This is a genomic window from Acinetobacter sp. ACNIH2 (assembly GCF_002934965.1).
GTDB lineage: Bacteria > Pseudomonadota > Gammaproteobacteria > Pseudomonadales > Moraxellaceae > Acinetobacter > Acinetobacter tandoii.
On record NZ_CP026412.1, the window covers coordinates 108,696 to 133,306 of the forward strand.

Consider the following 24,611-nt stretch of genomic DNA (forward strand, 5'->3'; position numbering starts at 1 on the left):
TAACGTTCGGGTATTCGTTTCATGAACTCTAGTTTGTCTTTATTACATCCGTATCCATTTGAAAAGTTAAATAAGCTTTTTAAGGATGTACAACCCGCAGATTTACCTTTGATTCCCCTATCAATTGGAGAACCAAAGCATCCTGCACCAGAGTTTGTGAAACAAGCCATTATTGATAACTTCCAGCATTTATCGACTTACCCGAACAGTAAAGGTCTGCCTGAGCTACGCCTGAGCATTGCCAACTGGTTAACACATCGTTTTCATCTGAATCAAATTAACCCTGAACAGGAAATTCTACCTGTTTCGGGCACCCGTGAAGCGATTTTTTCTTTTGTACAAGCGCTGATTAATCGTGATGAAAAACCGTATGTGGTAATGCCAAACCCCTTCTATCAAATCTATGAAGGGGCAACTTTACTCGCAGGTGCTGAGCCTTACTTCATCAACTGTACCGAAGAAAATGGCTATTTAGGTGATTTTGATGCAGTTCCTGCTGAAGTATGGGAAAAAACGGCACTCTTGTTTGTTTGTACCCCAGGTAATCCTACAGGTGCAGTGCTTTCTAAAGAACAATTTAAAAAGCTGATTGCACTATCTGACCAATACGATTTTGTGATTGCATCAGATGAATGTTATTCGGAACTATGGTTTGATCAAGCACCAACAGGGCTATTAGAAGTTTGTGCTGAAATTGGACGTAACGATTATAAAAATTGTGTCGTATTCCACTCTTTATCAAAACGTTCAAACTTACCGGGCATGCGCTCAGGTTTTGTCGCGGGCGATGCAACCTTGTTGAAACCTTATTTGCAATATCGTACTTATCATGGTGCAGCCATGCCTGTTCAACATCAGTTGGCCTCTATTGCAGCATGGGATGATGAAGCACACGTTGAAGAAAATCGCGTGCAGTACCGTGCCAAGTTTGATTTATTTCAAAATGAATTGGGACATCTTTTACCACTTCAGAAACCTGATGCTGGCTTTTATTATTGGCTTAAAGTAGATAATGATGAATCATTTGCCAAAATGCTGATGGAAAAGGCTCATATTAAAGTGCTTCCAGGTCGTTATTTATCGCGTGATACTGCGACGGGTAATCCAGGTGAAAACCACGTGCGTATGGCATTAGTGGCTGATATTGCGCAATGTGAACAAGCCATCGTACGGTTAAAGAAGATTCTCTAACCCCTATTTAACCAACAAAAAACCTCCAATAAGGAGGTTTTTTGTTGGTTAAATTTTGCAAAAATAATAATGAAGAACTTGTGCTCCCACTTTTTCTTGAAATTGATCTAAGTTTTAAAATTCTAAGAAATATTCAAATACACACATTTTATAGACAGCATTTTCTGTTCCATTTTGGTCTATTGAACAGCAATACTTTAACCAACCTATGTCATAAACCAAGGGCAATAACTCGTAATTAAAATGACAAATCTATCTGTTGATAGTTAAATTGGATTTATTTTAGCAAATGCTCCAACGATTGTACTTACAAAAATAAAACCGCATTCCGTCATTTTATTTAAAACCGAGTTGAAGTTCACAGAATAATATCTTTAACTATAAGACGACCTTTTACACTAGGAAATAAAAGATGAATAATAAGCCTACAATTATTTTAGTACATGGATTTTGGGGTGGCGCAGCCCATTGGTCTAAGGTCATCATTGACTTATCTCACCGAGGTTATACTGCATTACGTGCGGTTGAACTTCCTCTAACTTCCTTAGCAGATGATGTTGAACGCACACGCAAAATGATTGCTCAAGTAAAAGGTGATGTCCTTTTAGTTGGTCACTCATATGGTGGGGCTGTCATTACCGAAGTAGGCAATCACCCCAATGTGGTTGGGTTAGTATATATTGCAGCTTTTGCACCAGATACAGGTGAGAGTCCTGGCAGTATTACACAACAACATTTACCTGAAGGTGCACCTCATTTAGAGCCAGATAGTGACGGTTACCTTTGGGTAAAAGTCGATAAGTATCACGAAAATTTTTGTCAGGATTTAACTCATGATGAAGGCCTTGTCATGAGCATCACACAGAAGGCACCTGTAGCCAGTACATTTGGCGATACGATTTCAACGCCAGCATGGAAAACCAAACCATCTTGGTATCAAATTTCAACCGAAGACCGTATGATCCATCCTGATAATCAAACCATGATGTCTGCACGGTTAAATGCAAAAAAAGTCATTTCTTTAAATGCCAGCCATGCATCCCTTGCATCTCAACCAAAAGTAATTGCTGATTTAATTGATGAAGCTGCAACATTTCTTACTCGTTAATAGCTTTACATTTGATAGTGGCCAAAAATCGCTCTTATCCAACTATTTAATTTGAGTCTGTTAAGATCAGGACTTATCAAAATGAATATCTTTTGACGAGTTATTGAAGGAATTTAACCATAGAAACTTCCGATCCATAAGCAGCTAAAACCATCAGAGGCATTTCAAAGTGCCACTGAATTATGATTATCTAATTTTTTTATCAACTGAACCCTTATTAAGTTATATGAAAATTTATAGTGGTTTCTTCATCTGAAAGGCGATAGAAAAGACAAACCGTTAGCTCAATTCATTACAAAATCAAATAGACTGGTTCTGTGATGGATTAGAGCACCATCAAAACCACAGCAAACCCCCAAAAACAACAGCCTGTAAACCTATACAATATCTTCGTATTCCTTTTTAAAAACTGACTCCAACTCCTAGAATTAAGCAATTTAAGCAAAAATAAATTCCAAAATAGAACGACACTTACCATCCAAAAGCAAACCAAAGACAGTTGTTTAACACTAAATTGACTGTAAACCAATAAAATAAGACTACTATAAAACATCACATTTTTAGGATTAAGTAGACTGGACTGCAAACCTTGAACAAAACATAGAACACCTGATGATTTGATTTGTATTTCATTATGATCTTCAAAAGACTGTTTCTCAGCTTCACGATAACGTAAACATTGCCATCCCAAATACAGTAAATAGGCGATGCCTAAGTAACGAAATAGTTGCAATAATATGGGATGAATTTGTCCTAACCACCATAACAATATAAAGATCATCAATAATATGAGCGCATTCCCGCTTGCAATCCCTAATACCGTGTAACGGGCTAGTTTCGAACCGTACTGCATTGAATGAATTAATATGAGAAAAAAATCAGGTCCGGGAGAAAGCAGTGCCATAAAATGCGTAACTGCAATAAAAAAGAATAATTCCATAACTCATCTCAACTAAATTTTGAGACAAGCCTAATCAGTGTTTAGATTTAATTATTGTATAAAATTGCGCGACGGTGCTGTTTTTGATAAAACTTCGGCGTGGTCCCTGTCAACTGTTTAAATACACGCTGAAAATGACTCTGATCACTAAAACCCAACTGATAACTCAACTCAATAATATCCTTACCCTGTCTTAAAAGCGTTCTTGCTTGATTAATTTTTAAATTGAGTTGATAGGCATGTGGAGTTAAACCCAAATTCGACTTAAATAAACGAATAATCGCGTAACGACTCAAACCACTTTGCTCAGACAATTGCTTTAAGGATAAAAACTCATCATTGCCACTCAACCTAGAAATTAGCAATTGGAACTCCTGCTGCGCATAGCTATTTTCAGTAAGCAATTCCAAGTGCAAATTGGGAAATAACAGCTCAGTTAAGGTCTGAATTAGCAACTGTTCTTTCTGCAAATATGAAATGGAAGAATCAAATAAGTTTTGATTTAAATGACAAAAAACTGAATACAATCGCTCTGATTGATAAAGTTGAGGTTTATACTGTGGAACTGCGTCACAACGAAAATCCTGTTTAGTTTCATGTAGTAACTGTCGTAACCAGAGCATATCCAGATGCATCATCTGATAACTCCACGCCTGATCAGGTTCAGGATTACAAGAGTGTTCAACATTTGCAGGAATTAAAACCAATGTTCCTGACTCAATTTCTTGTGTGCCTATAAAGCGACTACTGAAAACACTTTGCCCAAGATCTACAGCACCTATGGAAAAGGTTGGATGACTATGAGCATGATAACAGGCGCGACTATGACATGCCTTACGTGTTTCTACATAAGGCATATTCGGGTCACTCCAAAACTCAGTCTGAGCTTTGGAGGTATCATTGGAAGGCTGCAATCTATTCAACATGACATTTATTGTTGTAATGCCTTTTCGATTTCTTCCTCTAAAGCTTCTGGTTTTGTGGTTGGTGCAAAACGGTTTAATACTGTGCCATCTTTACCAATTAAAAACTTGGTAAAGTTCCATTTAATACCGCTGCCTAAAATTCCTTTGCTGTTATTGGTGAGATAGCGAAAAATGGCGTGAGCTTCAGGACCTTTGACATCCACTTTGGAGAACATTGGAAAAGTCACTCCATAGTTTTTCTGGCAGAAAGCTCCAATTTGGTCATTTGAGCCTGGGTCTTGCCCACCAAATTGATTACATGGAAAGCCAAGTACTTCCAACCCTTGAGACTTATATTTTTCATATAACTTTTCTAAGCCAGCAAATTGTGGAGTAAACCCGCACTTACTGGCAGTGTTTACAATTAATAAAACCTTCCCCTCATAATCGGCAAAAGATTTATTTTTTCCATCTAGCAACTCAGCTTCAAACTGATAAATGTTGGTCATGGATAGGTTTCCTCGTCATTTTTTTCTTGTGATTGTAGTTCTAATGAAGCCGAATTTACGCAATAGCGTAATCCTGTCGGCTGCGGACCATCCTCAAAAACATGCCCTAAATGTGCGTCACAATGATGACAAACTATTTCAGTTCTTTCCATACCATGTGAGTTATCTTGTAATTCATCAATTGCTCCTCCAGCAATTGGTTTAAAAAAACTTGGCCAGCCACAACCGCTGTCATATTTCGTCGTCGATGAAAATAACGGTGTACCACAGCAACGACACACATAAGTTCCTTCTTGTTTGCTATTCCAGTATTTTCCCGTAAAAGCAGGTTCTGTTCCTTTTTGTCGAGTTATACGGAATTCTTCTGGTGATAACTCTCTTTGCCATTCTCGGTCTGTTTTACTGAGTTTTCCCATGATTATTTCCCTTTCTATCTTGCTGTTTCAAATAAGATAATCTTATATTTACGTCATTCATCTTAAAATTTCTAGTCTTTCGTTAACAATTTACAAAAGACTTATAATTCCAATAAAAGCAAAAAGTAAGCAAATACAATAATTATGGTAAGCATTTTTATTTCATTAATGCTTTTTTGTGAGCAAAATTGGTGTTATTCTTGCGATCATGCTTACTCAGGATTAAAAAATGTCGCAGAAAAAGAGCGTTATTTTTAAACATCTACTACCTGTGATTAAACAATATCAACAGGCGGGTTATACGCATGAAAAAATTGTTGCTTTACTCCGAGATGAACATGATCTCGATTTGGTAACAACTGAAACATTTAAAAGTTATTTATATCGTTATGCAAAAGTGACCTCCACTCTTTCCGAGAACATCAAAATGCCGAACACTATCCAAACTCCACGCGAAATAAAAAAATCGTCTAAGCTCGAGCATGTTTGCTACGACATCCGTGGACCAGTGTTACGAGCGGCCATCGAGATGGAAGAAGCAGGTCATAAAATTATTAAGCTGAATATTGGCAACCCTGCTCCATTCGGCTTTGAAGCCCCACAAGAAATTATTAACGACGTCGCCCTAAACCTGCCAAATGCTGTGGGTTATACCGACTCGAAAGGGATTTTCCCCGCACGTAAAGCCATTTGCCAGTATTACCAGCAAAAAGGCATTTTCGATATGCACGTGAATGATGTCTATATCGGTAATGGTGTTTCTGAACTCATCGTTATGGCGATGCAAGGCTTGCTCGATGATGGTGATGAGATGCTGGTGCCAATGCCAGATTATCCACTGTGGACTGCGGCTGTGAATTTATCGGGTGGTACAGCGATTCATTATAAATGTGATGAAGAAAATTTCTGGTATCCAGACATTGCCGACATGGAAAGTAAAATCACGCCAAATACCCGCGGTATCGTGATTATTAACCCAAACAACCCAACGGGGGCTGTTTATCCACGTCATGTTTTAGAGCAAATTGTCGCTTTAGCGAAAAAGTACGACCTGATTTTATTTGCAGATGAAATCTACGACAAAATTATTTATGACGGTATCGAACATGTTTCCGTTGCAGCATTAGCAGGCGATCAACTGTGTATTTCATTCAACGGTTTATCAAAAGCCTATCGTATTGCAGGTTATCGTTCAGGCTGGATGGCCATTACAGGCGATAAATCACGCGCAACTGATTATATCGAAGGTTTGGATATGCTTGCATCTATGCGTTTGTGTGCCAACCATCAAGCACAATATGCGATTCAAACAGCCCTAGGTGGTTATCAATCGATTAATGATTTAATCCGCCCAGGTGGTCGTTTATATGAACAGCGCAATATTGCATGGGAAATGTTAAATGAAATTCCTGGCGTCTCTTGTGTAAAACCTGAAGGTGCAATGTATTGCTTCCCTAAACTTGATCCAGAGATATACCCAATTCAGGACGATGAAAAGCTCATGCTTGATTTACTGCGTGCAGAGAAAGTCTTATTGGTTCAGGGCACAGGGTTTAACTGGCCAACACCAGACCATTTCCGTGTTGTATTCTTACCTGCTGAAAATGAACTTCGTGAAGCCATCACACGAGTAGGTCGTTTCTTAGCAAAATTGCGTTAAGTCGCATATTTACAAAAAAGCCGCATTTTAATGCGGCTTTTTGCTTTTATCTGTTTCCCAAAGTTGATTAATTACAACCTTGAAATAGTGAGCCTAAGCTATTCAATGCTAAACTTGATGCCAAGTGATAACGAGCGCATGACATGACTTATCAAGTCCATATCATTGATGTAAAAAATCAATTACAAAACTATATTTGGTTACTTGAACACACTGAAAACCATGAAGTGGTTGCGGTAGACCCAACCGAAGCACAGTTGGTCGAGGATTATTGTCAAGAACACCGACTTCACCTAAAGCAAATCTGGCTGACGCATTGGCATAAAGACCATATTGGCGGAGTAGCAGCGCTATTGGTCAATCGCAACATTCCAGTCTATGGCCCAAGAGACGAGCTGAGCAAAATTCCGTTTATTACTCATCCCCTCACGGATGGCGACCATTTTAATTTCCATGATGTCCGTATTAATGTGATTGCCGTACCTGGCCATACTTTAGGACATATCGTTTATTTTAGTGATGCTTTAGACCTGGTGTTTTGTGGGGATACTTTGTTTGCAATGGGCTGTGGTCGGGTATTTGAGGGAACATTTGAACAAATGTATCACTCCTTAAATCGTTTGGCGGCATTACCCCCACAAACTCAAGTGTATTGCACTCATGAATATACGCTCTCCAATGCTAAATTTGCGCTACATGTAGAACCCGATAATCTAGAAATTCAACAACGCTTTGAACAAGTTGAGGCCTTGCGGATGCTTGGTCAACCCACACTCCCTAGCAATATTGCCATTGAACTCGAAACCAATCCTTTTTTAAGAGTACAAAGTGTCGAAGAATTTCAAAAATTACGTGAATTAAAAGATAACTTTTAATTTTTGTATTTAACAAAAATCCCTAGTTCTGGGGATAGAGCAAGTATCAAAATCACGGTTTAATAAAGTCATAAAAGCAATAAAATACAACGATAAAACCGAAAGATTTTGTTTGTTTTCAATAATTATAATAATAACTGAAAATAAACATGACTCTCTAATTTTTTGCACTAACCACACGGGCAATGTGGGCAAAAAATTAGAGAGTCTTTCAATGTATAATCCCATTCTTTTAATCGAGTTAGCTTATTTACATCCGACATAAAAAAAGCCCAGAGAAAGGTCACTCTAGGCATTGGAAACTTGCAGTGTCTTGATGAAACAAAAGATCATCTGAGAATCTGTTACTCATACTACATCAGATGAATAGAACATCCTAGCCATTTTTATTAAAAATGTTTGAAACTTATACTTTATTGAATAATAAAAGGTAATCTATAACATATACTTATATTAAACTTTTAACCGAATATTATTAGACAAATGCACTTTAATTAAGATAAAAATTAACTTGGAATTTTATCTAATGAACGACGCTTTAGACTCAAGTTGCCTCGCACAATATCAGACAACATACGCCAATCTGAAATAAAACTGTAAAGAGGCTGTTTGAAAGACGCAGGTTTATTCTTTTCATAGACAAAGTGTCCAATCCATGCACATGCATAACCAGGCACTAAAACATACTTAGGTTTACGATGGCGAATTGCTTTTGCTATCCAATATCCACCGATGACACTTCCTAACACATGCAGGCGTCTGCTGGTGATATTACGGTGCTCGGTTAAATAAAAACGATAAAATTCATTATAATTTCGAATAGGTAATTGCGGCGATTGAAGGTGCTGTACACTTCTATTTGCTTGAACATTTGCATTCATATTCAAATCATCCTGATTGTTTTGAATTATGTTTTCTGATTTTGCACCAATATCATTGGGCGTAATATTCAATTGGTCAATTACTTTTTGCTCATGTTCCTGCTGAAAAATTGGCAAACCTCATTTTATCATTGCTATTTCATTACAAATCCGACAATCTTTCTGTCTGTACATTTAAAAATGTAATAACCCTTGGATTTTTAATGGCTGTCTTTTGTTGCCTCCTTTTGGCATAGTTAACTGTCGATAATTTCTCTCATCAACGCGTACAGCATAGAATTTTTAAGCTAAAATTTAATACCAAAGAGTCACACCAGTTTTTAATAAAAGCTGTTCCCTTTTTTGAACCGTAATCTAAGGCAAATTTATGATTGAAGTTGAATTAAAATTTCAAATTCCTACAGCAAAAAGAACAATGCTCCTTAAAGCCTTAGACCCCAAAAAATCAAATTTGATTCATCTGAAAGCCAAATACTTTGACACGCCAGATAAATTACTTTCACAACATGGTGTTGCCCTACGCTTACGCCTTGAAGGTGAGCATTGGGTTCAAACCTTAAAAGCAGCGGGAAAAAGCCATTTGCACCGCTTTGAACATAATCATGATTTTGGTATTTCTGAACATGCTCCTGCTTTAGATTTAACGATTTATCAACATGAACCTGAAGCATTAGCCATTTTGCAAAATGCTTTGGGTGATCAGTTTGCTTCATTAAAATTACAATTTGAGTCTGATATTCAGCGCACTTATCGTGTGATTCACTTCGAAGATGCAGAAATTGAAGTCAGCCTCGATATTGGCCGCTTAGCCACTGAAACTGAAGAAAGAGAAGTTCACGAAGTTGAGTTTGAACTCAAACAAGGTTCTATTCAGTCTTTGCTTGCCTTTAGTTTTGAATGGGTAAAAAAATACCAATTGTGGTTAGATGTTCGTAGTAAAGCTGAAATGGGTCATTTACTTTCAACTCAGCAAGCAGTGAGCCCAGCCAAGCAAGCCAAAGCATTTCAACTGGTGAAAAAAGACAGTGCCGACTGCAATGTCCGTTCGCTCATCGCACAACAGTTGCAGCACTTATTGCCAAATATTGCAGCTATCTCCGCAGGGGTTGCAGAAAAAGAACATCTTGAGCAAGCCTATGTAGCGTTGGATCATCTCTATTTAACTTCAGCTTTATTTAAAACGTGGAGCAAGGATGTTTCTGATAAATGGGCCTATCAATTGGCAGCATTTAAACATCATTTTGAGAACTTACAACAACTTGAGCACATGCAGAATACCCTAGGAGCGTTGTTGCAAAACCCAACCACAGCAGCAAGCCTAACCAAAGATATTTTATATGCTCAAGAAAAGCTGAATAATTTAGTGCGCTCAACACTGAATGTACATCACTTTTTAGAGCTATTAATGTTTAGCTTACAAAGCAGTACTGCCACGCAAGAGTTAGATTTAAAAGGCTACGCGCAGAACACCTTGCAACAGCAGTATAAACAGATTCATGAGCAGCTTTCAGAAACCGACGTTACTAATTTTGAAAGTTTAGAACAGCTCTCTCAACGCATTCGCGAACTCAAATTCAGCTTCCCAATTCTTACTTCAATTTATGATGTAAAAAACCTGCAAAAATATAGCAAAGCATTAAATGAAGCACACCAAGCTGCTGAAGAATACTTGACGCTCAGTTCATCTGCTGCCTATATACAGCAAACCGAATTAGAGGCAAGCGACTGGTTTGTTTTAGGTTGGTTAACTGCCAAACAAGAAGTGTACGCTCAAGCGCTTTTAGATGCGACTGAACAATTTATGGTAAGTCGTAAGTTCCTTAAATTCTAAGCCCTTAGACATACAAACAGACCAACATCCACGGGCAAAGCTTGTGGATGTACTTCATTTCTACTTCTAAAAATAGACAAATTATATTTTTACTGGACTTCTTCAGTCACTTTAGCCAAGATATAAATTTAGCGCCATTAAAATAATTTTAAAAACTCCAGTGCGAGGGCTAGAACATGTCAGAAATTGAACTCAAATTTCAGATTCCAGATGCTTTTCAGGACATGATTTATCAAGACTTCTGTGCCTCTAAGATATATAAGCAACCCCTACTCGCCCACTATTACGACACTCCCGATTTTCAATTGGCACAACAGTCGATTGCCCTACGATTACGCTTAGAACAAGGACATTGGATTCAAACCTTAAAATACAAAACCGAGCAACATATCGAGCGTTTTGAATTTGAATCTGACCTCGGTAAGAAAAAACAACCTAAACTTAATTTAGCTTTGTATCAGGATCATATAGACGAACTACCTGCTCTTTTCACCACTGAAGATGCATCTCAAAATTTTAAAATCAAATTTTCTACCGATGTTGAACGAATATCAAAAATTCTGCTGTTTAATCAGTCTGAAATTGAAGTTTGCCTCGACATTGGACACTTGGTCTTTCAACAAGAAAAATTAAGAATATTTGAACTTGAATTTGAACTGGTACAAGGTTCCATTCATGACTTAATTCGCTGCATAGAGCCATGGATGAATAAATATCAACTCTGGCTAGACACACGAAGTAAATCACAACGAGGGGATTTACATCTACAACAACAGGATATGTTACTGCCACAATATGCGGAGCCTGTCGTTTTAGATCAAGCCATGACATCGAATGCCGCTGTACATGCGATCTTAAATAATACCTTTAAGCATCTCTTGCCAAATGCGACTGCCCTCGCCAGTGGCTTTTATAATAGCGAACATATACATCAGGCACGTGTCGCAATACGGCGTATGCGTAGTGCTTTAAAAAGTTATGCCAACTTGGTAGATGACATCTCTCCACACTGGGCAGCTCAGCTCCGTATTATCTTTCAATCTTTAGGCAATGCACGTGATACCGATGCCATTCGTGAAACCCTTCTGCCTCAGTTACAGCAAGCAGGCTGCTCACACTTGGAAATTCCAACTGCCGAGAGTTATCACAATCAGGTGATGTGGATTTTCCAGTCCACCGAAACCAATCAATTAATATTAGAACTGATGAACTATATGACTTCAGAACTAAGCCCCAAAAATAAAAAGAAAAAACCATTTTTAAAATATGCTGAGAAAAATTTAAAGAAAACCCATCAGCGTATTGCTGATGACATTGGACATTTTTCACAACTAGAAGATGAAGAAAAGCACAAACTCCGTAAATGCTTTAAACATTTACGTTACAACATTGAGTTTGTGCGTAGCCTATACAGCAATAAAGCAGTGAAAGATTACCTCAAAGCAATTAAACCGATTCAAGAGCTTTTGGGGCAATACAACGATCTTTTGGTTGCTGAGCAATTCTTCCATGAACTGCCTGAAAATGAAGAAATTCACTGTGCGATAGACTGGCTCAATCAACAGGAAAAGCAACAACTCAAACACATCGACAAGCAACTCAAAGCCTTCAAGAAAATTAAACCGTTCTGGTCTTGAGAACAACTTAGCGGTATTTTCCAAAGACTTTCCAGACGTCATTGTCTGCAAGTGGATCACTATAGCTATCACTGCGTTGCTTACGTGGCTTATCGCGTGCATCCACCAACTTAAAATGTTCTTCAGTACTTAACACAATACCATTCACATAAAATCGGGTACGCGTATATTCACTTTGTCCATGCTGAAACACATAAGTTCTAAGGTCAATGAATTCTCGGTGTGCGACCAGTGCTGCCTGATCATCACTATTTAACCAGACTTGCATCGCTGTAACCTGCTCTGCGGAATATTCTCCACATTTATCTAATAAACTGGCGATCCCCCTGAAAGTCTTCGACTCTTTAGCTCGTGTTTTATTAATTCGAATCCGATCTACATGAAAATAAAACAACGGCAAATTCAAATGACTGGGTAAATGAATCGCATCAACCATTTCATCACTTAAAAAAGGTTGGCTCAACAGTTGTGCACGCTCGATTAAATCTTGCCATTGCTGATAATAGTGTGCGACATCTTCTTTCGAACCATAATAAATGGGTAATCCTTCGACATTTGCCAAAGTTTGTGGTGGCCAAATTTGTTGGCGCAAAAGTGCAATATCATGTTTAAGATTTTGAATTGCAATAGCATCTGACATAACGTGTTCCATTTTTATAATGCTTAGGCTATTTTTAGATTAAGTCAATGGTTTTGTTTCTGCAAGGCTTTGCCTATAATGCAGAATGAAATTTTAGCTAGGAACAGTCATGGTTCAAAAGATTGACGCTACCGATGTTACCGAAGAAGAAGCTTTGAATGCTGCTTTTTTTGAACGTGCAGATGAATTTATTAAACATGCCAATGAATTTTGTCGCCCAGCCAAAGGACAACAAGTCAAGCCCAATGAAATTCGTGGTCAAGTCAGTGCATCTATGCTGTTTGCAACAGCACGTTTTAATACTTGGGTTGCAGCCAATAATTTCAAAGATGGCAACGAAATGCGTGATGCCAAAGAGCAGGTGATGTCTTATATCCTTCAGCAATTCCAAATGATGTTAGAAGATAACTATGACGAATACTGCGAACAGTTCGAGAACTATTTACGTTTCCGTCATAATGAAGAATTCCATGCCAACAAGCATGATCATGACCATTAATTTCATGGTGTAATAAAAAAGCCCTCAGTTTTTAGACTCAGGGCTTTTTTATGACTTAAATTTTACGATCCCACACGATTTTTTTAATGACGTTATCGACAATGGTAACAGTGTAATAAGCATTCCCCACCAAATACACATGGTCCGATGCAGTAAGCTGCTTTTTGCCTTCTTTCCACTCGTAATTTCGCACTGAGATTGGCGATTGCTGCATATTCTGTACCAGTTGAATATAGCTATCACCAAGAGATACCAATTGCCCGTTTTCAGTACGGATGGTGCGCGTTTCAGTTGCTGCTGTAGCATATGAAGTACCGATGACAAATACAAAAAGAAGATAACCAGAAATTTTTAGAATTTTCTTCATATAGATAGACTCAATCAAAATGATGTTTTCATTATTAAGAAGTTATATAAAGTTTTTTATCATCTGTTCAATTTAACTTCAAGTTTTAAAATAAAAAGCCACAAAAATGTGACTTTTTATAGAAGTTTTTAAGTGGATTAAAACCTTAAAGTTTAGTCATTCGGCTGTCCATATTGATCAGCCATCACTTCAACCAATTGATCAAGATGAATGTATTTTTTGATGGCTTGGTCTACATCTGCTTTGGTCAAGTTAGCAATCGCTTGATCACGCTTTTTACGGAACAACAAATCACGGTTTCGTTCCAACTGTGAAGTTAACATTTGATGAATATTGCGTTCATCTTCCAAAGCCGTTACGCGGTTTTTTAGAATATCGGCTTTAGCAGCTTCTAACTCTTGTTCAGTTACACCATGATCTAACAGTTCTTGTAAAACCTTATGCACAGCCTGCGACACTTGCTCGGCTTTACCTGCGGTGTAATTGGCATCAATGCTCAGTGCTCCTGAATTGACCCAATCATCCAATTGAATTTCACTGCTAAAACCATACACCAAAGCATTCTTCTCACGTAATTCTTGTGCTAAACGTGAAGAGAGCTGAGAATCTCCAAGAATGTAACTAAAAACCAGCATCGCTGGAGCATCAGGGTGATCCTCGCCTAGCGGGAAAGTGAGTAAGCTCTGATAACTACCAAACTCACGTTGTTCAGACAGCACATGCTTCTTCTGCGCTTTATACGGGGTATATTCAGAAGTCAGTTGTGTATAAGCTTGAGTCCCTTTCCAATTACCAAACTGCTGCTTTACTTTGCGCAACATTTTCTTCGCATTGAACTCACCTGTAATCGCAATTTGTGCATTATTCATGGCAAAAAATTGTTGATACAACTGCTTCACTTGCTCATTGGTAGAAGCTTGGTATTGCTTCTTGGCATATTCAGGTTCGAAGTGATAGCGCAAATCTCCTTGCGGATAAATTTCGATTAAACGTGCAATCGTCAACGCTGCTACCGTTTCAGGTTCCGTATATGGACGGTTTAAGCTCGACAACGTTTGTGACTTGATTAAATCAAACTGTGACTGCTCAAACTTCGGGTTCTTCATGACCTCTACAATATAATTAAAGAAGTCTTCAAATTTTTCATTTTTCGCCACAATTTGAATGGTCATACCGTTGCCATTAGACGATGCTGTTGCTGAACCACCTGCATCAATCGATTTATCGGCAATGTCTTGCAGACTGTATTTATCTGAAGCACGTAGCAATAAATAAGAAGTGAAATCAATAATTTCACTTTTGTTCATCAAACTTTGGGCTGTACCGAACTCAACATTAATGGTGGCATAAGTTTTATTGTCACGAGTCGCAACAGGATAAAGTGCATATTTCATCCCGTTCTTTAGTACACCGCGTTGAATATTCTTCTCGTTCTTTTCCAAATATTGCTGAGAGCTTGCAACATATTGTGCTACTTCTTGTTGATACACACTCACATCTTTCAATGGCTCTTGGGCTTGCGTTTGCTGTTCTAAAGTCTGCTTTGGCGCTTTTGCCTGCTGCTGTTGCTTGGCTTTTTTCTGATCTTCAGGAGTCGGTTGAATATCACCTGTAATACGATGCTCTTTCACCAAGAACTGGTTTAAGGTCTGATTGACCTCATTTAAACTGAGGTTTTGAATATTATTCAGATCGACATAATACTGATCCCAACGCCCCTGACTCGCTACAAAATAATCCGCTAGACGTGAACCCAATGCAGCAGAGTTACTTTGAATGCTGTCCGCCTGATTTTGAATGAGACTTTTCACGCGATTTAATTCTGTTTCATTAAAATCTTGCGTTTTTTCTATCCCTTGATCGAGCGCTTGATCGACCTGCTCAGCATTATGATTCGGTGCATAAATTGCGCCCATAAACACCAAGTTAAAATCACGATCTAGCCATGTGGTTGCCTGCACCATAGTACTGGTGCCAGTTTCCACCATACTTTGATACAAATGCCCGCTCGGCTGCATGGTATATAAGAGCGGTGACAAAGCTAAAGCGGGTTTGATCTGTTCATTTTTTCCATTCAAGTAAATATTGAACTTGGCTAAATCACTGCCCTTTGCCACAGTAAATTCACGCTGTTTAATTTTACTTGCATCCAACTGCGGTACTTGAACCTGAGCAGGAATCTGACGTGCAGGAATTGAACTAAACTGCTGATCAATCTGTTTCAACACTTGCCCTTTATCGAATTTACCTGCAATCACCATTGCTGCATTATTCGGTGCATACCACGTACGATAAAACTGGTTTAGTTCATTCATTTTGATGGACTGCAATTCTTTTAAATCACCAATGGGTAAACGTCCTAAATACTGGTTGCCATAAGCCGATTTCCACATCTGATCCATCAATACGGCAAAAGGCTGATCCAGACGTACTTCCCGCTCACGTTTCACAATGGCAATTTCAGAAGGAACAAACTTCTCTTGCAGCACTAATTTATCCATACGCTCGGCTTCTAAATGCAAGATTTCATTCAAAGCGGTTTGTTCAGGACGCACGACATTAATATAGCGAGTCGAATAATAGTCAGTACTGGCATTGGTCATTAAAGTGTATTGATCCAATCTACGCTGGAATTCTTCACCTTTGACATTTTGTGTCCCCTTAAAAGCAAGGTGTTCTAACAAATGTGCTAGCCCCCCTTTACCTTGCGGATCATTCAATGAGCCTGTCAGATATATGGTGCTCATATAGACTTTATTTTCTTTATCATTCGGTGCCAAAATCACCCGAAAACCGTTATCTAATTTATATTCTTCAATTTGATGATCTGATTTGACCAAAACTGGCTGTGCCCAAGCAGCCGAACTTAAACCAACAAAAAACAGAGAGAAAGTAAGTTTTTTCAACCGCATTAACATGTTAATTCCAATATATTCAGTCATATAAATATTTTATAAGCTGCCTATCTTACGGAATCAAAAATGGGATTTATAGTTAAGTTTTGCAAAACAACCCTCAGTTTTGAGCGTTGCTTTGTTCGAATATGTTTAATCTAAGAACAACTCTGCCTGCATATAAAGTTTGCCATAGCCCGAAATTTCAATCCGCTCCTGATCTAGAATTTTGCAATACAATTCGCCACCTCGCGCAGAGGCTTGATATGCAATCAACTCTGTTTTGTTTAATCGTTCTGCCCACAATGGCGCTATCGCAGTGTGAATAGAACCTGTAACAGGGTCTTCATTGATGCCTATTGCAGGGGCAAAATAACGTGACACACAATCATACTCTGCATTTGAAGCAGTAATAGCAACATCTACACTTGAACTATGTGCGGTAATAGCAGTACGTAAAGAACCCAATTGCTTTAACAGTTCTAAGTTGGGTTGCTCATCCAAAACGTCTTGCACACTTTCATACTCAACAATAAAAGCCTGTTGATTCAGATACACATTTTTAAATGGCTTACTCAGTGCCTGAGTTAAAAGTTCAGGATAATCTTCTACTTTTTCAGCACGGCGGATTGGGAAATTCATACAAATTTTTCCATCGTCCGCCTGACTCACAACAAAAACACCCAATTTTTTCACATGGAAATGAATGGTTTTGGCTGGAGTAAAATCTTTAAATAGCACAAAACTGCTGGCTAAAGTTGCATGCCCACAAAAATCAACTTCTGCTGTAGGTGTAAACCAACGAATTTCAAAATGTTCGGCATCAATCTTTTTTACAAATGCAGTTTCAGACAGATTATTTTCCAAAGCAATATTTTGCATGAGTACTTCATCTAACCATTGTTCAGTCACAATTACTGCCGCAGGATTCCCCTTAAATAATGCATTGCTAAAAGCATCGACTTGATACATTTTCATGATTTGTCTCCATTGTTTCATTATGATTATGCCGTTACAGGCAAACAATAACAGATACAAATTTATTTGATTTATGGATACAATTGTTGCCTGACACAAAAAAAGAAAGCCAATATCCAAAATACTGACTTTCCTATTTATGACGTAACGGCGAAATTAATTCTCGGTTAAATCAACATTTTCTTGTTTAAAAATGGTTTGATCAGTTTGCCCTAAGACTTGACTGGTGACCATTCCGGCAGTCATTGAACCATTCACATTCAATGCCGTACGTCCCATATCAATCAAAGGTTCAATCGAAATGAGTAGCGCCACTAAGGTCACGGGTAAGCCCAACATCGGCAATACAATTAAGGCAGCAAAAGTCGCACCACCACCAACACCTGCAACACCAACAGAACTGAGCGTTACAACACAGACTAAAGTCAGAATCCAGATTGGATCTAATGGGTTAATCCCAACGGTTGGTGCTACCATCACCGCCAACATGGCAGGATATAAACCCGCACAACCGTTTTGACCAATGGTCGTCCCAAAAGAGGCCGAGAAGCTGGCAATGGATTCAGGCACACCCAAACGACGCGTTTGCGCTTCAATATTTAATGGAATACTGGCTGCACTAGAGCGACTAGTAAAAGCAAAAGTTAATACAGGCCAAACCTTTTTAAAGAATTGAACTGGATTGACACCTGTAAGCAACAAAATGAGTGCATGTACAGCAAACATAATGCCCAGCCCAATATAAGATGCGACAAGGAAGCCACCCAAGTTCAGAATGTCCGCCAATTTTGAATTCGCCACAATATTGGTCATTAAGGCAAATACACCATAAGGCGTAAGCGTCATAATTAAGCGGACTAATTTCATCACCCATGCTTGCATAATTTCAATCGCAGCAAGCAGTTTTTGCCCTTTCTCTGCATCCGCCTTAATTAAGTTCAAGCCAGCTATACCTAGGAATACAGCAAAAATCACCACACTAATAATTGAAGTCGGGTGAGCACCAGTGAGTTCAGCAAAAGGATTAGTGGGAATAAAAGAGAGAAACAGATCTGGAACTTGTAAATCTGTCACTTGCCCCACATAGTCGGTCTGAATGGCATTCAGACGTTCAGTTTCTTGCGCCCCCTGAACCAAACCTGCCGCAGTCAAACCAAAAGCATTGGTCACCATCACACCCACAAAAGCTGCAATCGCTGTTGTGACCAATAAGGTACCGATACTAATAAAACTGATCTTGCCCAGCGAACCTGCATCATGCAGCTTAATCACCGCGCCTAAAATGGAAACGAAGACCAACGGCATGACCACCATTTGCAACAGTTTGACGTAGCCTTTACCCACCAAGTTGAACCATTGCACTGACTCTTGCAGCACGGTTGAACCTGTGCCATATACCACGTGCAAGAGTAAACCGAAAACTACCCCCAAGCAGAGACCAGCAAGCACCTTTTTGGCAAGGCTCCAATCGGTATGACGTGTCCGACTTAATAAGAACAGCAATGCCACAAAGAGGATGACATTGATGATTAAGGGCATATTCATGTTTTTTCCCTAAATAATGTAATCCCTATTATAAATCAAAATTCAATTCGACTTTTGGCTTTACCAGTACAGACTTACCAAGTGTTCAAATTTAGACTACTCCTGCAACAATCAGAGTTATGATATGTCCAAGAAAATAATCTTATTGAATCTAAATATGGCTGAGCTGTTAAATCCACACATGCAACCTGTCGAACTGGCAAAGGCGTATCGTTTACTCAATCATGGCCCAACCGTATTGGTATCTGCACAACATGAACAAGAAGCCAATGTTATGACTGCTGCTTGGGCATGTGCGCTAGAATTGGTTCCAGCCAAAGTATCTGTCGTACTGGATAAAAGCACCAAAACCAGAAAATTAACTGAACAATCGGGTTATTTTGCCTTACAAGTTCCCACCTTAAAGCAAATTGAGTTGGTACAAGCCTTAGGTTCTATCAGCCAGTTTGATGACCCAGCTAAACTTGAGCATTGTCATACTCCACTTTTTCACTTTGATGGTTTTAACTTACCTATGGTAGAAGGTTGTGCTGCTTGGCTGATTTGTGAGTTAATTCCTGAACCGCATAATCAGCAAGCACATGATCTATTTATAGGAAAAGTCATTGCAGCCTATGCAGATGATCGCGTGTTTCGTGATGGACATTGGTATTACCATGAAGCCGATCCATCATGGAAAAGTTTACATCATGTTGCGGGAGGTCATTACTACACCATAGGTGATGCTGTTGATGCCAACAAAATTTAAGGCTTTAATCTCCCCCAACCTTGAATGATGCTCGACTAAAGGTGAAACATCAGCGATTGTTTTTCTAGATTTTTCACCTTATAGTTCAAGTATATTTTTTAAACAATTAGTCAAATTATATGAACAGGGCGTTCTCAAATACCATCAAACTCAGCGTATTTCTTTGTTTGAGTATGTGCTTGGGCATCGGCATTTTGCGCTTTTCCTATACCGCTTTATTGCCTTCAACACGTGAAGCCTATGAATGGAGTCATAACTTTGCCAGTATTTTAGGCAGTGCTAATCTTTTGGGCTATTTAGTCGGTGCCTACTGGGCAATGAAAATCCCACAGAATCCTAAAATGTCAATCTATATCATTAGCGCTGCTTTTGTGGGTTCAATCAGTCTGTTTGCTTGCGCCTTTTCCAGTTTTTCAGAAATTTGGTATTTAATATGGCGCTTTATTTCAGGCATCAGCGGCGGCTTACTGATGATTCTATCTCCAAGTGTGGTCGCTCAATGTAGCGATTTACAACATCGCTTTAAAATCAACTTTATTGGTTTTAGTGGTATTGGCTTGGGGGTTTTATGCGCCACGCTGTTTATGCCTTATCTTGACCGAATTGCAATTTCTACTGCGTGGTTGATCTTATGTGCTTTCGCCTTTGGCATAAGTGCATTACTCTGGTTTCTGGTACGTCCATTTCAAGCCCAACTCCAAGCTATTCCAGCAACACAATCCCAATCAGATCGAGTCGGTTTCATTTACTACAGCTTATTAATTGCTTATGCCTGTAGTGCATTTGCCTATATTCCCCATTCTTTATTCTGGATTGATTACTTGAGCCATGTATTGGTTTTGAATTTGTTCTGGATTAATTTCAATTGGATTCTATACGGTCTGGGCAGTGCTTTAGGAGCGTATAGTGCATACGTCTTGGCGCGTAGACTTGGGAATTTTGCCACGCTTAAAGTGTTATACAGCATCTACATTTTTGCAGTTTTAATCGCTGTACTTAGCTTCTCGCCTATTTTTACCTTTATATCTTCTTTCCTCACAGGTTTACTTAACCCTGCCGTGGTTTTCCTAACCTCCTATACCATTTTGCAATTGTACGGTCTGGCATATAAAAAATTATGGAGTATGGCAACGCTCAGCTTTGCCACTATTCAGTTACTCGGTGGGATTAGTTTTAGCACTTTGCAGCATTTTGGTGTGTCTTATCATCAACAATTTAGCATAGCCTCCGCAGTGCTATTGCTCGGCACCTTGCAATTGTTCTGGTTTACTCGCCCACATGCAAAAAATAATCATAACTGTAAACAAATAGCAGATTAGGCGGGCAAATATTGAATTCCAACTCCTCGGACTGAACCAATCTTGGAGATAACATTTTATAACTCCTTTTGAGTCAATCCTAATCTTTATCCACGACTAAGCTTAGCAACTAAAGCCAAAATGTTATAAAACCTTAGTGACGATACAAGTTCTAATCTATTGTTTTCATGATTAAAAAATCTCTTAATTTAACGCGCCAGCACCGTGTTTATAGCGCCAAATTTGATTAAGGCTTTTTGCTCAATAATCAAAACATAAACTTTCTAAATGATTTTTAGAAAGTATAAAAATCAACAAAATAGATTTAAACTCTTTTATTCTGTAAGCACTTAAAAATTTTGCGACCTTTTCACTGAAACAATTTGAACATTTCTTTAATTTGCCCAACTAGGCTGGGCAACTTATCCCTTTATAAACCCTTTTTATGACTTAAGTATGGATAGGGATTCACCGCCCCTTGTCCAGTAAAATAAATCCCATAATGTAAATGTGGCGGTGTATTTTTGGCATTACCCGTATTTCCCACATAACCCAGTACTGCCCCTTGCTCTACCCAATCACCGACGTCTAAATGCAGAGCATAAGCCTCCAAATGTGCATAATAATGCCGACTTAAATCTGGCCCTACCACCCACACAACTTTGCCACCTAAGCTGTCTAAACCAACTTTAGCAACGATTCCTTGCGTTGTACTCAATATTTCAGTGCCTCGTTTCGCAAAAATATCGATACCTTCATGTTTACGATTCTGACCTCTTGCAGCACCCCATGTATCATTTATTTGTGTTGAGGTAATGCCTTTAACAGGCATAGGTAATTGCGTCGAGAGATTTTGACGAGCCAATTGAAACTGCAAAATAGGGTATTTCCAACCCGTCGACTCACCTGAAACAGGTGGTTTACATGCCAATAACATCCAACTAAGAGGCAGAAATATCGCTAAAGTTCTAATGCTTCGATGTTGAGACTTCATTCTAATAATTTGAATTTTTTAAATTAACTCAATTCTAACGGTGCGTCCTACAATTCCCAATGGTATTTTGGTTATCTTGTAAATTACCTAGAATCTTAAAGAATAGCTAAAGTCACTTTATGATGAGACCAAACTGCACGCTAAATTTATAAAACATAATTTTCGAGCAAAAAAAAAGCCTACAAATGAGTCATGTAGGCTTTTAAAAATTTAAAACAAGTCAGGGAACTATCAGCTTTAAATCTTGTGCTAATACTGCCAAAACTGAGAACTATTTACAATACTTTGGTTAAAGATATATTTAAAATATTTGTTAAAAGATCCCTTTTTTTTAATCAATTGTCGTATAGAGCCAATTTCTACAAATTCACTCCCACATCAACTGGTTAGACTATCTTTTTCCTTACTCAAATATTTATTATATTCTTTCAAATATTGCTCAGCCAATTGTGTTTTTTGCTGTTCAGCTAAAATTTTCCCTGCTTGTTGAAAAAAGCCATGTTCCTCTTCATTTAAATGATGGTGGACTTTTTCAGATAATTTTTTTGCAATTACCAACCAACTCGGATGGCTAAACTCAGTTTCGCTCAATTGCTCTAACAACTCATCCATCTCGTGATGTTCTGCTAATGCATGACGGGTGATGTTAAGACCCGAATCGGTCATCATCAGTGGAATATAAAGATATCTATCTTCTGCGACTGAATGTGCAAATAATTCATTTTTTAATTCATCGAATAATTCATGTCTTTCTTCAGTGTCTCCCGAAGTCTGAATTAATTGTTCGGATAACATTCTTTGCTTATCGTGGCTTTGTCTTAATGCTTCAAAAATTGTTGTATTTGTCATCGGGGTGAATCCTCAAAATTCATTTTATGGATATGCACCTACTATGAACATTTCACAAAACATGGTCTGTTCACAAACTGTTTTATTTTTAAGCACAATGCATTACTATTTTTTCAAATTGTGTTTTTACTGTTATTCATCGTTAATCTAAAAGAATTAAATAACCGCAGATGCAACTATAGCTCAATTTGCTAAATGTTAAGACTTTGTTGCAGACAAAAAATGAAAAGTAATAAGTCACTTACCCTGTATTTAAAACAATTGTACAAGAAGATTTCGCCCCCTTCTCAAAGAAGAGCTGCACAATCAATCTCTATAGAACTACAGCGTATAAAATGCTAGTTGTACAAAATAAATCAAAAAACTACCCCATAATTCTAGAGCCAGAGCCTTAGCTGAATAAAATACTTCACTGTGAAATGGAATAAATATTATCTGATCTTAAATTGCATAAAATTCAGATTTTCAACAATAAATACAATTTAATCAAAAATTTACTCTTATAATTGACCCACACATTTATTATCGCTAGATATTCAGGTAAGAAATGACATCACCGAATACGTTCAAATCTTCATCATTTTTTAAAAACCAACACTCTGTACACGACAAATTTCATAGGGCCCTTGTCCTATCAGGCTTTTTCTTTCTTAAAATTGCTAGCACTTTCTTAAATTCTTCTTTTTTTCCAAAACCAATCAAACGTAGAATAGCCATCTGAACATAGTCCAAACCGTAGCGAAATAAACTTACTGAAAGTCGTCCATGCTTCTTTAGTTTTATCGCTTTTTTTCGATCATGTTGCCATTCACCTGTTAAATAGCACCAACAGAAACCGATCGCTAGCACTGCTATCAATTTCTTGACTCGTCTAGGGTCTGTTAAACGAGTATTTTCAAGATTGAATCCACGTCCTTTGAGACAACTAAATAAGGTTTCGATTTCCCAGCGTAATGCATAATCACCAATAGCAGAAGCATTAAACATAGGAGAAACAACAAGTAAAAGTTCTCCATCTTCTAATCGTAGCGCACTAATATACAGTTTCACTCGACCAACCCAAATACGTCGTTTACGACATTCTGTTTGACCAACTTGAAGATGACGAAATAAATCACTAATTTTATGATTCTTGGCTAAGTGATTGGTCACAATAAAGTTTTTTTAACACGTATACAGAAGTTAATGTCATTTTCAATTAACCATGTAAACCATTTCTCACCGATAAATTCTCTGTCTGCGAACACATTCACAATACGATCTTTACCAAAAATGGAGATAAAGCGTTGAATCAAAGCAATACGCTCTTTTGTATCTGAATTTCCACGTTTATTGAGCAATGTCCAAACAATAGGTATCGCTATTCCACGATAGACGATGGCTAACATCAAGATATTGATATCTCGTTTTCCCCATTTCCAGTTGGTTCTATCCAAAGTTAATTGGACTTTATCGAATGAAAATATATTGAAAATTAACTGAGAAATTTGACGATAATCGAAATACTGATCTGCAAAGAAGCGTTGTATACGTCGATAAAATGATTGTGGTAAGCACGTGATGGGTAAGGCTTTAGATGCAGAAGAAAGATTACATGTCTGTTTTACAATTAATGCCAGCATAATCAGTGTAAAACATTTTACACGTGACTTGTTCCACTTTAGATATTTGTTTAAGATGAGATGTAACTCATTGAAATGTGTCATCATATTCGTCGTCAGAAAACAAGTATTATGCCATTATTTCAATGAGTTGTCTTTTTTTGTCGTGTACAAAGAAACCAACATTAAGTTTTCTAAAAAAAGAAGCGATCAATAAAAACCACAGATATTCTGATTATCCTATA

At 38.1% G+C, this 24,611-nt stretch carries 22 protein-coding genes; 9 read left to right on the plus strand and 13 right to left on the minus strand.

Translation table 11 applies throughout. The annotated features are described in order from the left end of the window. The first annotated feature begins 21 nt into the window (after positions 1 to 21). On the plus strand, positions 22 to 1,191 hold the full coding sequence (gene dapC, locus C3F34_RS00450; RefSeq protein WP_104440816.1) for a succinyldiaminopimelate transaminase: 1,170 nt from the start codon (positions 22 to 24) through the stop codon (positions 1,189 to 1,191). Positions 1,192 to 1,603: 412 nt separating this feature from the next. Further along, positions 1,604 to 2,299: an alpha/beta hydrolase gene (locus tag C3F34_RS00455; RefSeq protein ID WP_044739471.1), complete on the plus strand. Its 696-nt coding sequence runs from the start codon at positions 1,604 to 1,606 to the stop codon at positions 2,297 to 2,299. A gap of 325 nt (positions 2,300 to 2,624) precedes the next feature. Here C3F34_RS00455 and C3F34_RS00460 read toward each other — a convergent pair whose 3' ends face one another. Genes C3F34_RS00460 through msrB form a run of 4 tightly spaced genes read right to left on the minus strand, consistent with a single transcriptional unit; the run spans position 2,625 to position 5,069 of the window. Beyond that, a complete protein-coding gene (locus C3F34_RS00460) occupies positions 2,625 to 3,239 on the minus strand; it encodes a LysE family translocator (RefSeq protein ID WP_104440817.1) in 615 nt (204 codons plus the stop codon). Positions 3,240 to 3,286: 47 nt separating this feature from the next. Further along, entirely contained in the window at positions 3,287 to 4,165 is an 879-nt protein-coding gene (locus tag C3F34_RS00465) for an AraC family transcriptional regulator (RefSeq protein ID WP_213064789.1), read from the minus strand. 5 nt (positions 4,166 to 4,170) lie between these two features. After that, entirely contained in the window at positions 4,171 to 4,653 is a 483-nt protein-coding gene (locus C3F34_RS00470; RefSeq protein ID WP_044739461.1) for a glutathione peroxidase, read from the minus strand. Then, the gene (gene msrB, locus C3F34_RS00475) at positions 4,650 to 5,069 is read right to left on the minus strand and encodes a peptide-methionine (R)-S-oxide reductase MsrB (protein ID WP_016167511.1); all 420 of its coding nucleotides are present in this window, start codon (positions 5,067 to 5,069) and stop codon (positions 4,650 to 4,652) included. The genes C3F34_RS00470 and msrB overlap by 4 nt, the downstream gene beginning before the upstream one ends. Positions 5,070 to 5,298: 229 nt before the next feature. Here msrB and C3F34_RS00480 point away from each other — a divergent pair, with 229 nt between their 5' ends. Both C3F34_RS00480 and gloB read left to right on the plus strand, forming a co-directional pair. Then, positions 5,299 to 6,729, plus strand: coding sequence for a pyridoxal phosphate-dependent aminotransferase (locus C3F34_RS00480; protein WP_044739460.1), 1,431 nt, complete (start codon positions 5,299 to 5,301; stop codon positions 6,727 to 6,729). A 143-nt stretch (positions 6,730 to 6,872) separates the two neighbouring features. Then, positions 6,873 to 7,604 carry a hydroxyacylglutathione hydrolase gene (gene gloB, locus C3F34_RS00485; protein ID WP_044739459.1) on the plus strand — a complete coding sequence of 244 codons (732 nt, stop codon included), beginning with the start codon at positions 6,873 to 6,875 and terminating at the stop codon, positions 7,602 to 7,604. Positions 7,605 to 8,110: 506 nt separating this feature from the next. On the opposite strand, the gene C3F34_RS00490 is transcribed toward gloB, so the two are convergent. Further along, on the minus strand, positions 8,111 to 8,485 hold the full coding sequence (locus tag C3F34_RS00490; protein ID WP_104442270.1) for a DUF962 domain-containing protein: 375 nt from the start codon (positions 8,483 to 8,485) through the stop codon (positions 8,111 to 8,113). A gap of 367 nt (positions 8,486 to 8,852) precedes the next feature. Here C3F34_RS00490 and C3F34_RS00495 point away from each other — a divergent pair, with 367 nt between their 5' ends. Next, positions 8,853 to 10,316, plus strand: coding sequence for an inorganic triphosphatase (locus C3F34_RS00495; protein ID WP_104440818.1), 1,464 nt, complete (start codon positions 8,853 to 8,855; stop codon positions 10,314 to 10,316). Between the two features lie 176 nt (positions 10,317 to 10,492). Further along, positions 10,493 to 11,953 carry a CHAD domain-containing protein gene (locus tag C3F34_RS00500; protein WP_104440819.1) on the plus strand — a complete coding sequence of 487 codons (1,461 nt, stop codon included), beginning with the start codon at positions 10,493 to 10,495 and terminating at the stop codon, positions 11,951 to 11,953. A gap of 7 nt (positions 11,954 to 11,960) precedes the next feature. On the opposite strand, the gene C3F34_RS00505 is transcribed toward C3F34_RS00500, so the two are convergent. Continuing rightward, positions 11,961 to 12,593 carry a hypothetical protein gene (locus C3F34_RS00505; protein WP_104440820.1) on the minus strand — a complete coding sequence of 211 codons (633 nt, stop codon included), beginning with the start codon at positions 12,591 to 12,593 and terminating at the stop codon, positions 11,961 to 11,963. Positions 12,594 to 12,702: 109 nt separating this feature from the next. Between C3F34_RS00505 and C3F34_RS00510 the strand changes: the two genes are divergently transcribed. After that, positions 12,703 to 13,092, plus strand: a complete 390-nt coding sequence (locus C3F34_RS00510; protein WP_044739455.1) for a DUF3144 domain-containing protein — start codon at positions 12,703 to 12,705, stop codon at positions 13,090 to 13,092. Positions 13,093 to 13,147: 55 nt separating this feature from the next. On the opposite strand, the gene C3F34_RS00515 is transcribed toward C3F34_RS00510, so the two are convergent. The 4 genes from C3F34_RS00515 to C3F34_RS00530 form a co-directional block, all read right to left on the minus strand. Next, entirely contained in the window at positions 13,148 to 13,459 is a 312-nt protein-coding gene (locus C3F34_RS00515; protein ID WP_104440821.1) for a hypothetical protein, read from the minus strand. A gap of 152 nt (positions 13,460 to 13,611) precedes the next feature. Next, complete coding sequence (locus C3F34_RS00520; RefSeq protein WP_104440822.1) at positions 13,612 to 16,377, minus strand: M16 family metallopeptidase; 2,766 nt, start codon at positions 16,375 to 16,377, stop codon at positions 13,612 to 13,614. Positions 16,378 to 16,506: 129 nt separating this feature from the next. After that, entirely contained in the window at positions 16,507 to 17,331 is an 825-nt protein-coding gene (locus C3F34_RS00525) for a PhzF family phenazine biosynthesis protein (protein ID WP_016167501.1), read from the minus strand. A 156-nt stretch (positions 17,332 to 17,487) separates the two neighbouring features. Beyond that, on the minus strand, positions 17,488 to 18,876 hold the full coding sequence (locus C3F34_RS00530; RefSeq protein ID WP_104440823.1) for an L-cystine transporter: 1,389 nt from the start codon (positions 18,874 to 18,876) through the stop codon (positions 17,488 to 17,490). A 157-nt stretch (positions 18,877 to 19,033) separates the two neighbouring features. Here C3F34_RS00530 and C3F34_RS00535 point away from each other — a divergent pair, with 157 nt between their 5' ends. Beyond that, positions 19,034 to 19,624: a flavin reductase family protein gene (locus tag C3F34_RS00535; protein WP_104440824.1), complete on the plus strand. Its 591-nt coding sequence runs from the start codon at positions 19,034 to 19,036 to the stop codon at positions 19,622 to 19,624. A 119-nt stretch (positions 19,625 to 19,743) separates the two neighbouring features. Continuing rightward, entirely contained in the window at positions 19,744 to 20,943 is a 1,200-nt protein-coding gene (locus C3F34_RS00540; protein ID WP_213064790.1) for a YbfB/YjiJ family MFS transporter, read from the plus strand. Between the two features lie 409 nt (positions 20,944 to 21,352). Here the strand turns inward: C3F34_RS00540 and C3F34_RS00545 are convergent, their stop codons facing one another. The 3 genes from C3F34_RS00545 to C3F34_RS00555 form a co-directional block, all read right to left on the minus strand. After that, positions 21,353 to 21,916, minus strand: a complete 564-nt coding sequence (locus C3F34_RS00545; RefSeq protein WP_104440826.1) for a M23 family metallopeptidase — start codon at positions 21,914 to 21,916, stop codon at positions 21,353 to 21,355. A 378-nt stretch (positions 21,917 to 22,294) separates the two neighbouring features. Beyond that, positions 22,295 to 22,765, minus strand: a complete 471-nt coding sequence (locus C3F34_RS00550; RefSeq protein WP_104440827.1) for a hemerythrin domain-containing protein — start codon at positions 22,763 to 22,765, stop codon at positions 22,295 to 22,297. A gap of 615 nt (positions 22,766 to 23,380) precedes the next feature. Next, positions 23,381 to 24,471, minus strand: a protein-coding gene (locus C3F34_RS00555; RefSeq protein WP_104442269.1) for an IS4 family transposase whose coding sequence is annotated in 2 segments (ribosomal slippage) — positions 23,381 to 23,931 and positions 23,931 to 24,471 — 1,092 coding nt in all. Because the reading frame shifts where the segments join, the coding sequence is not laid out codon by codon here. Between the last annotated feature and the right edge of the window lie 140 nt (positions 24,472 to 24,611).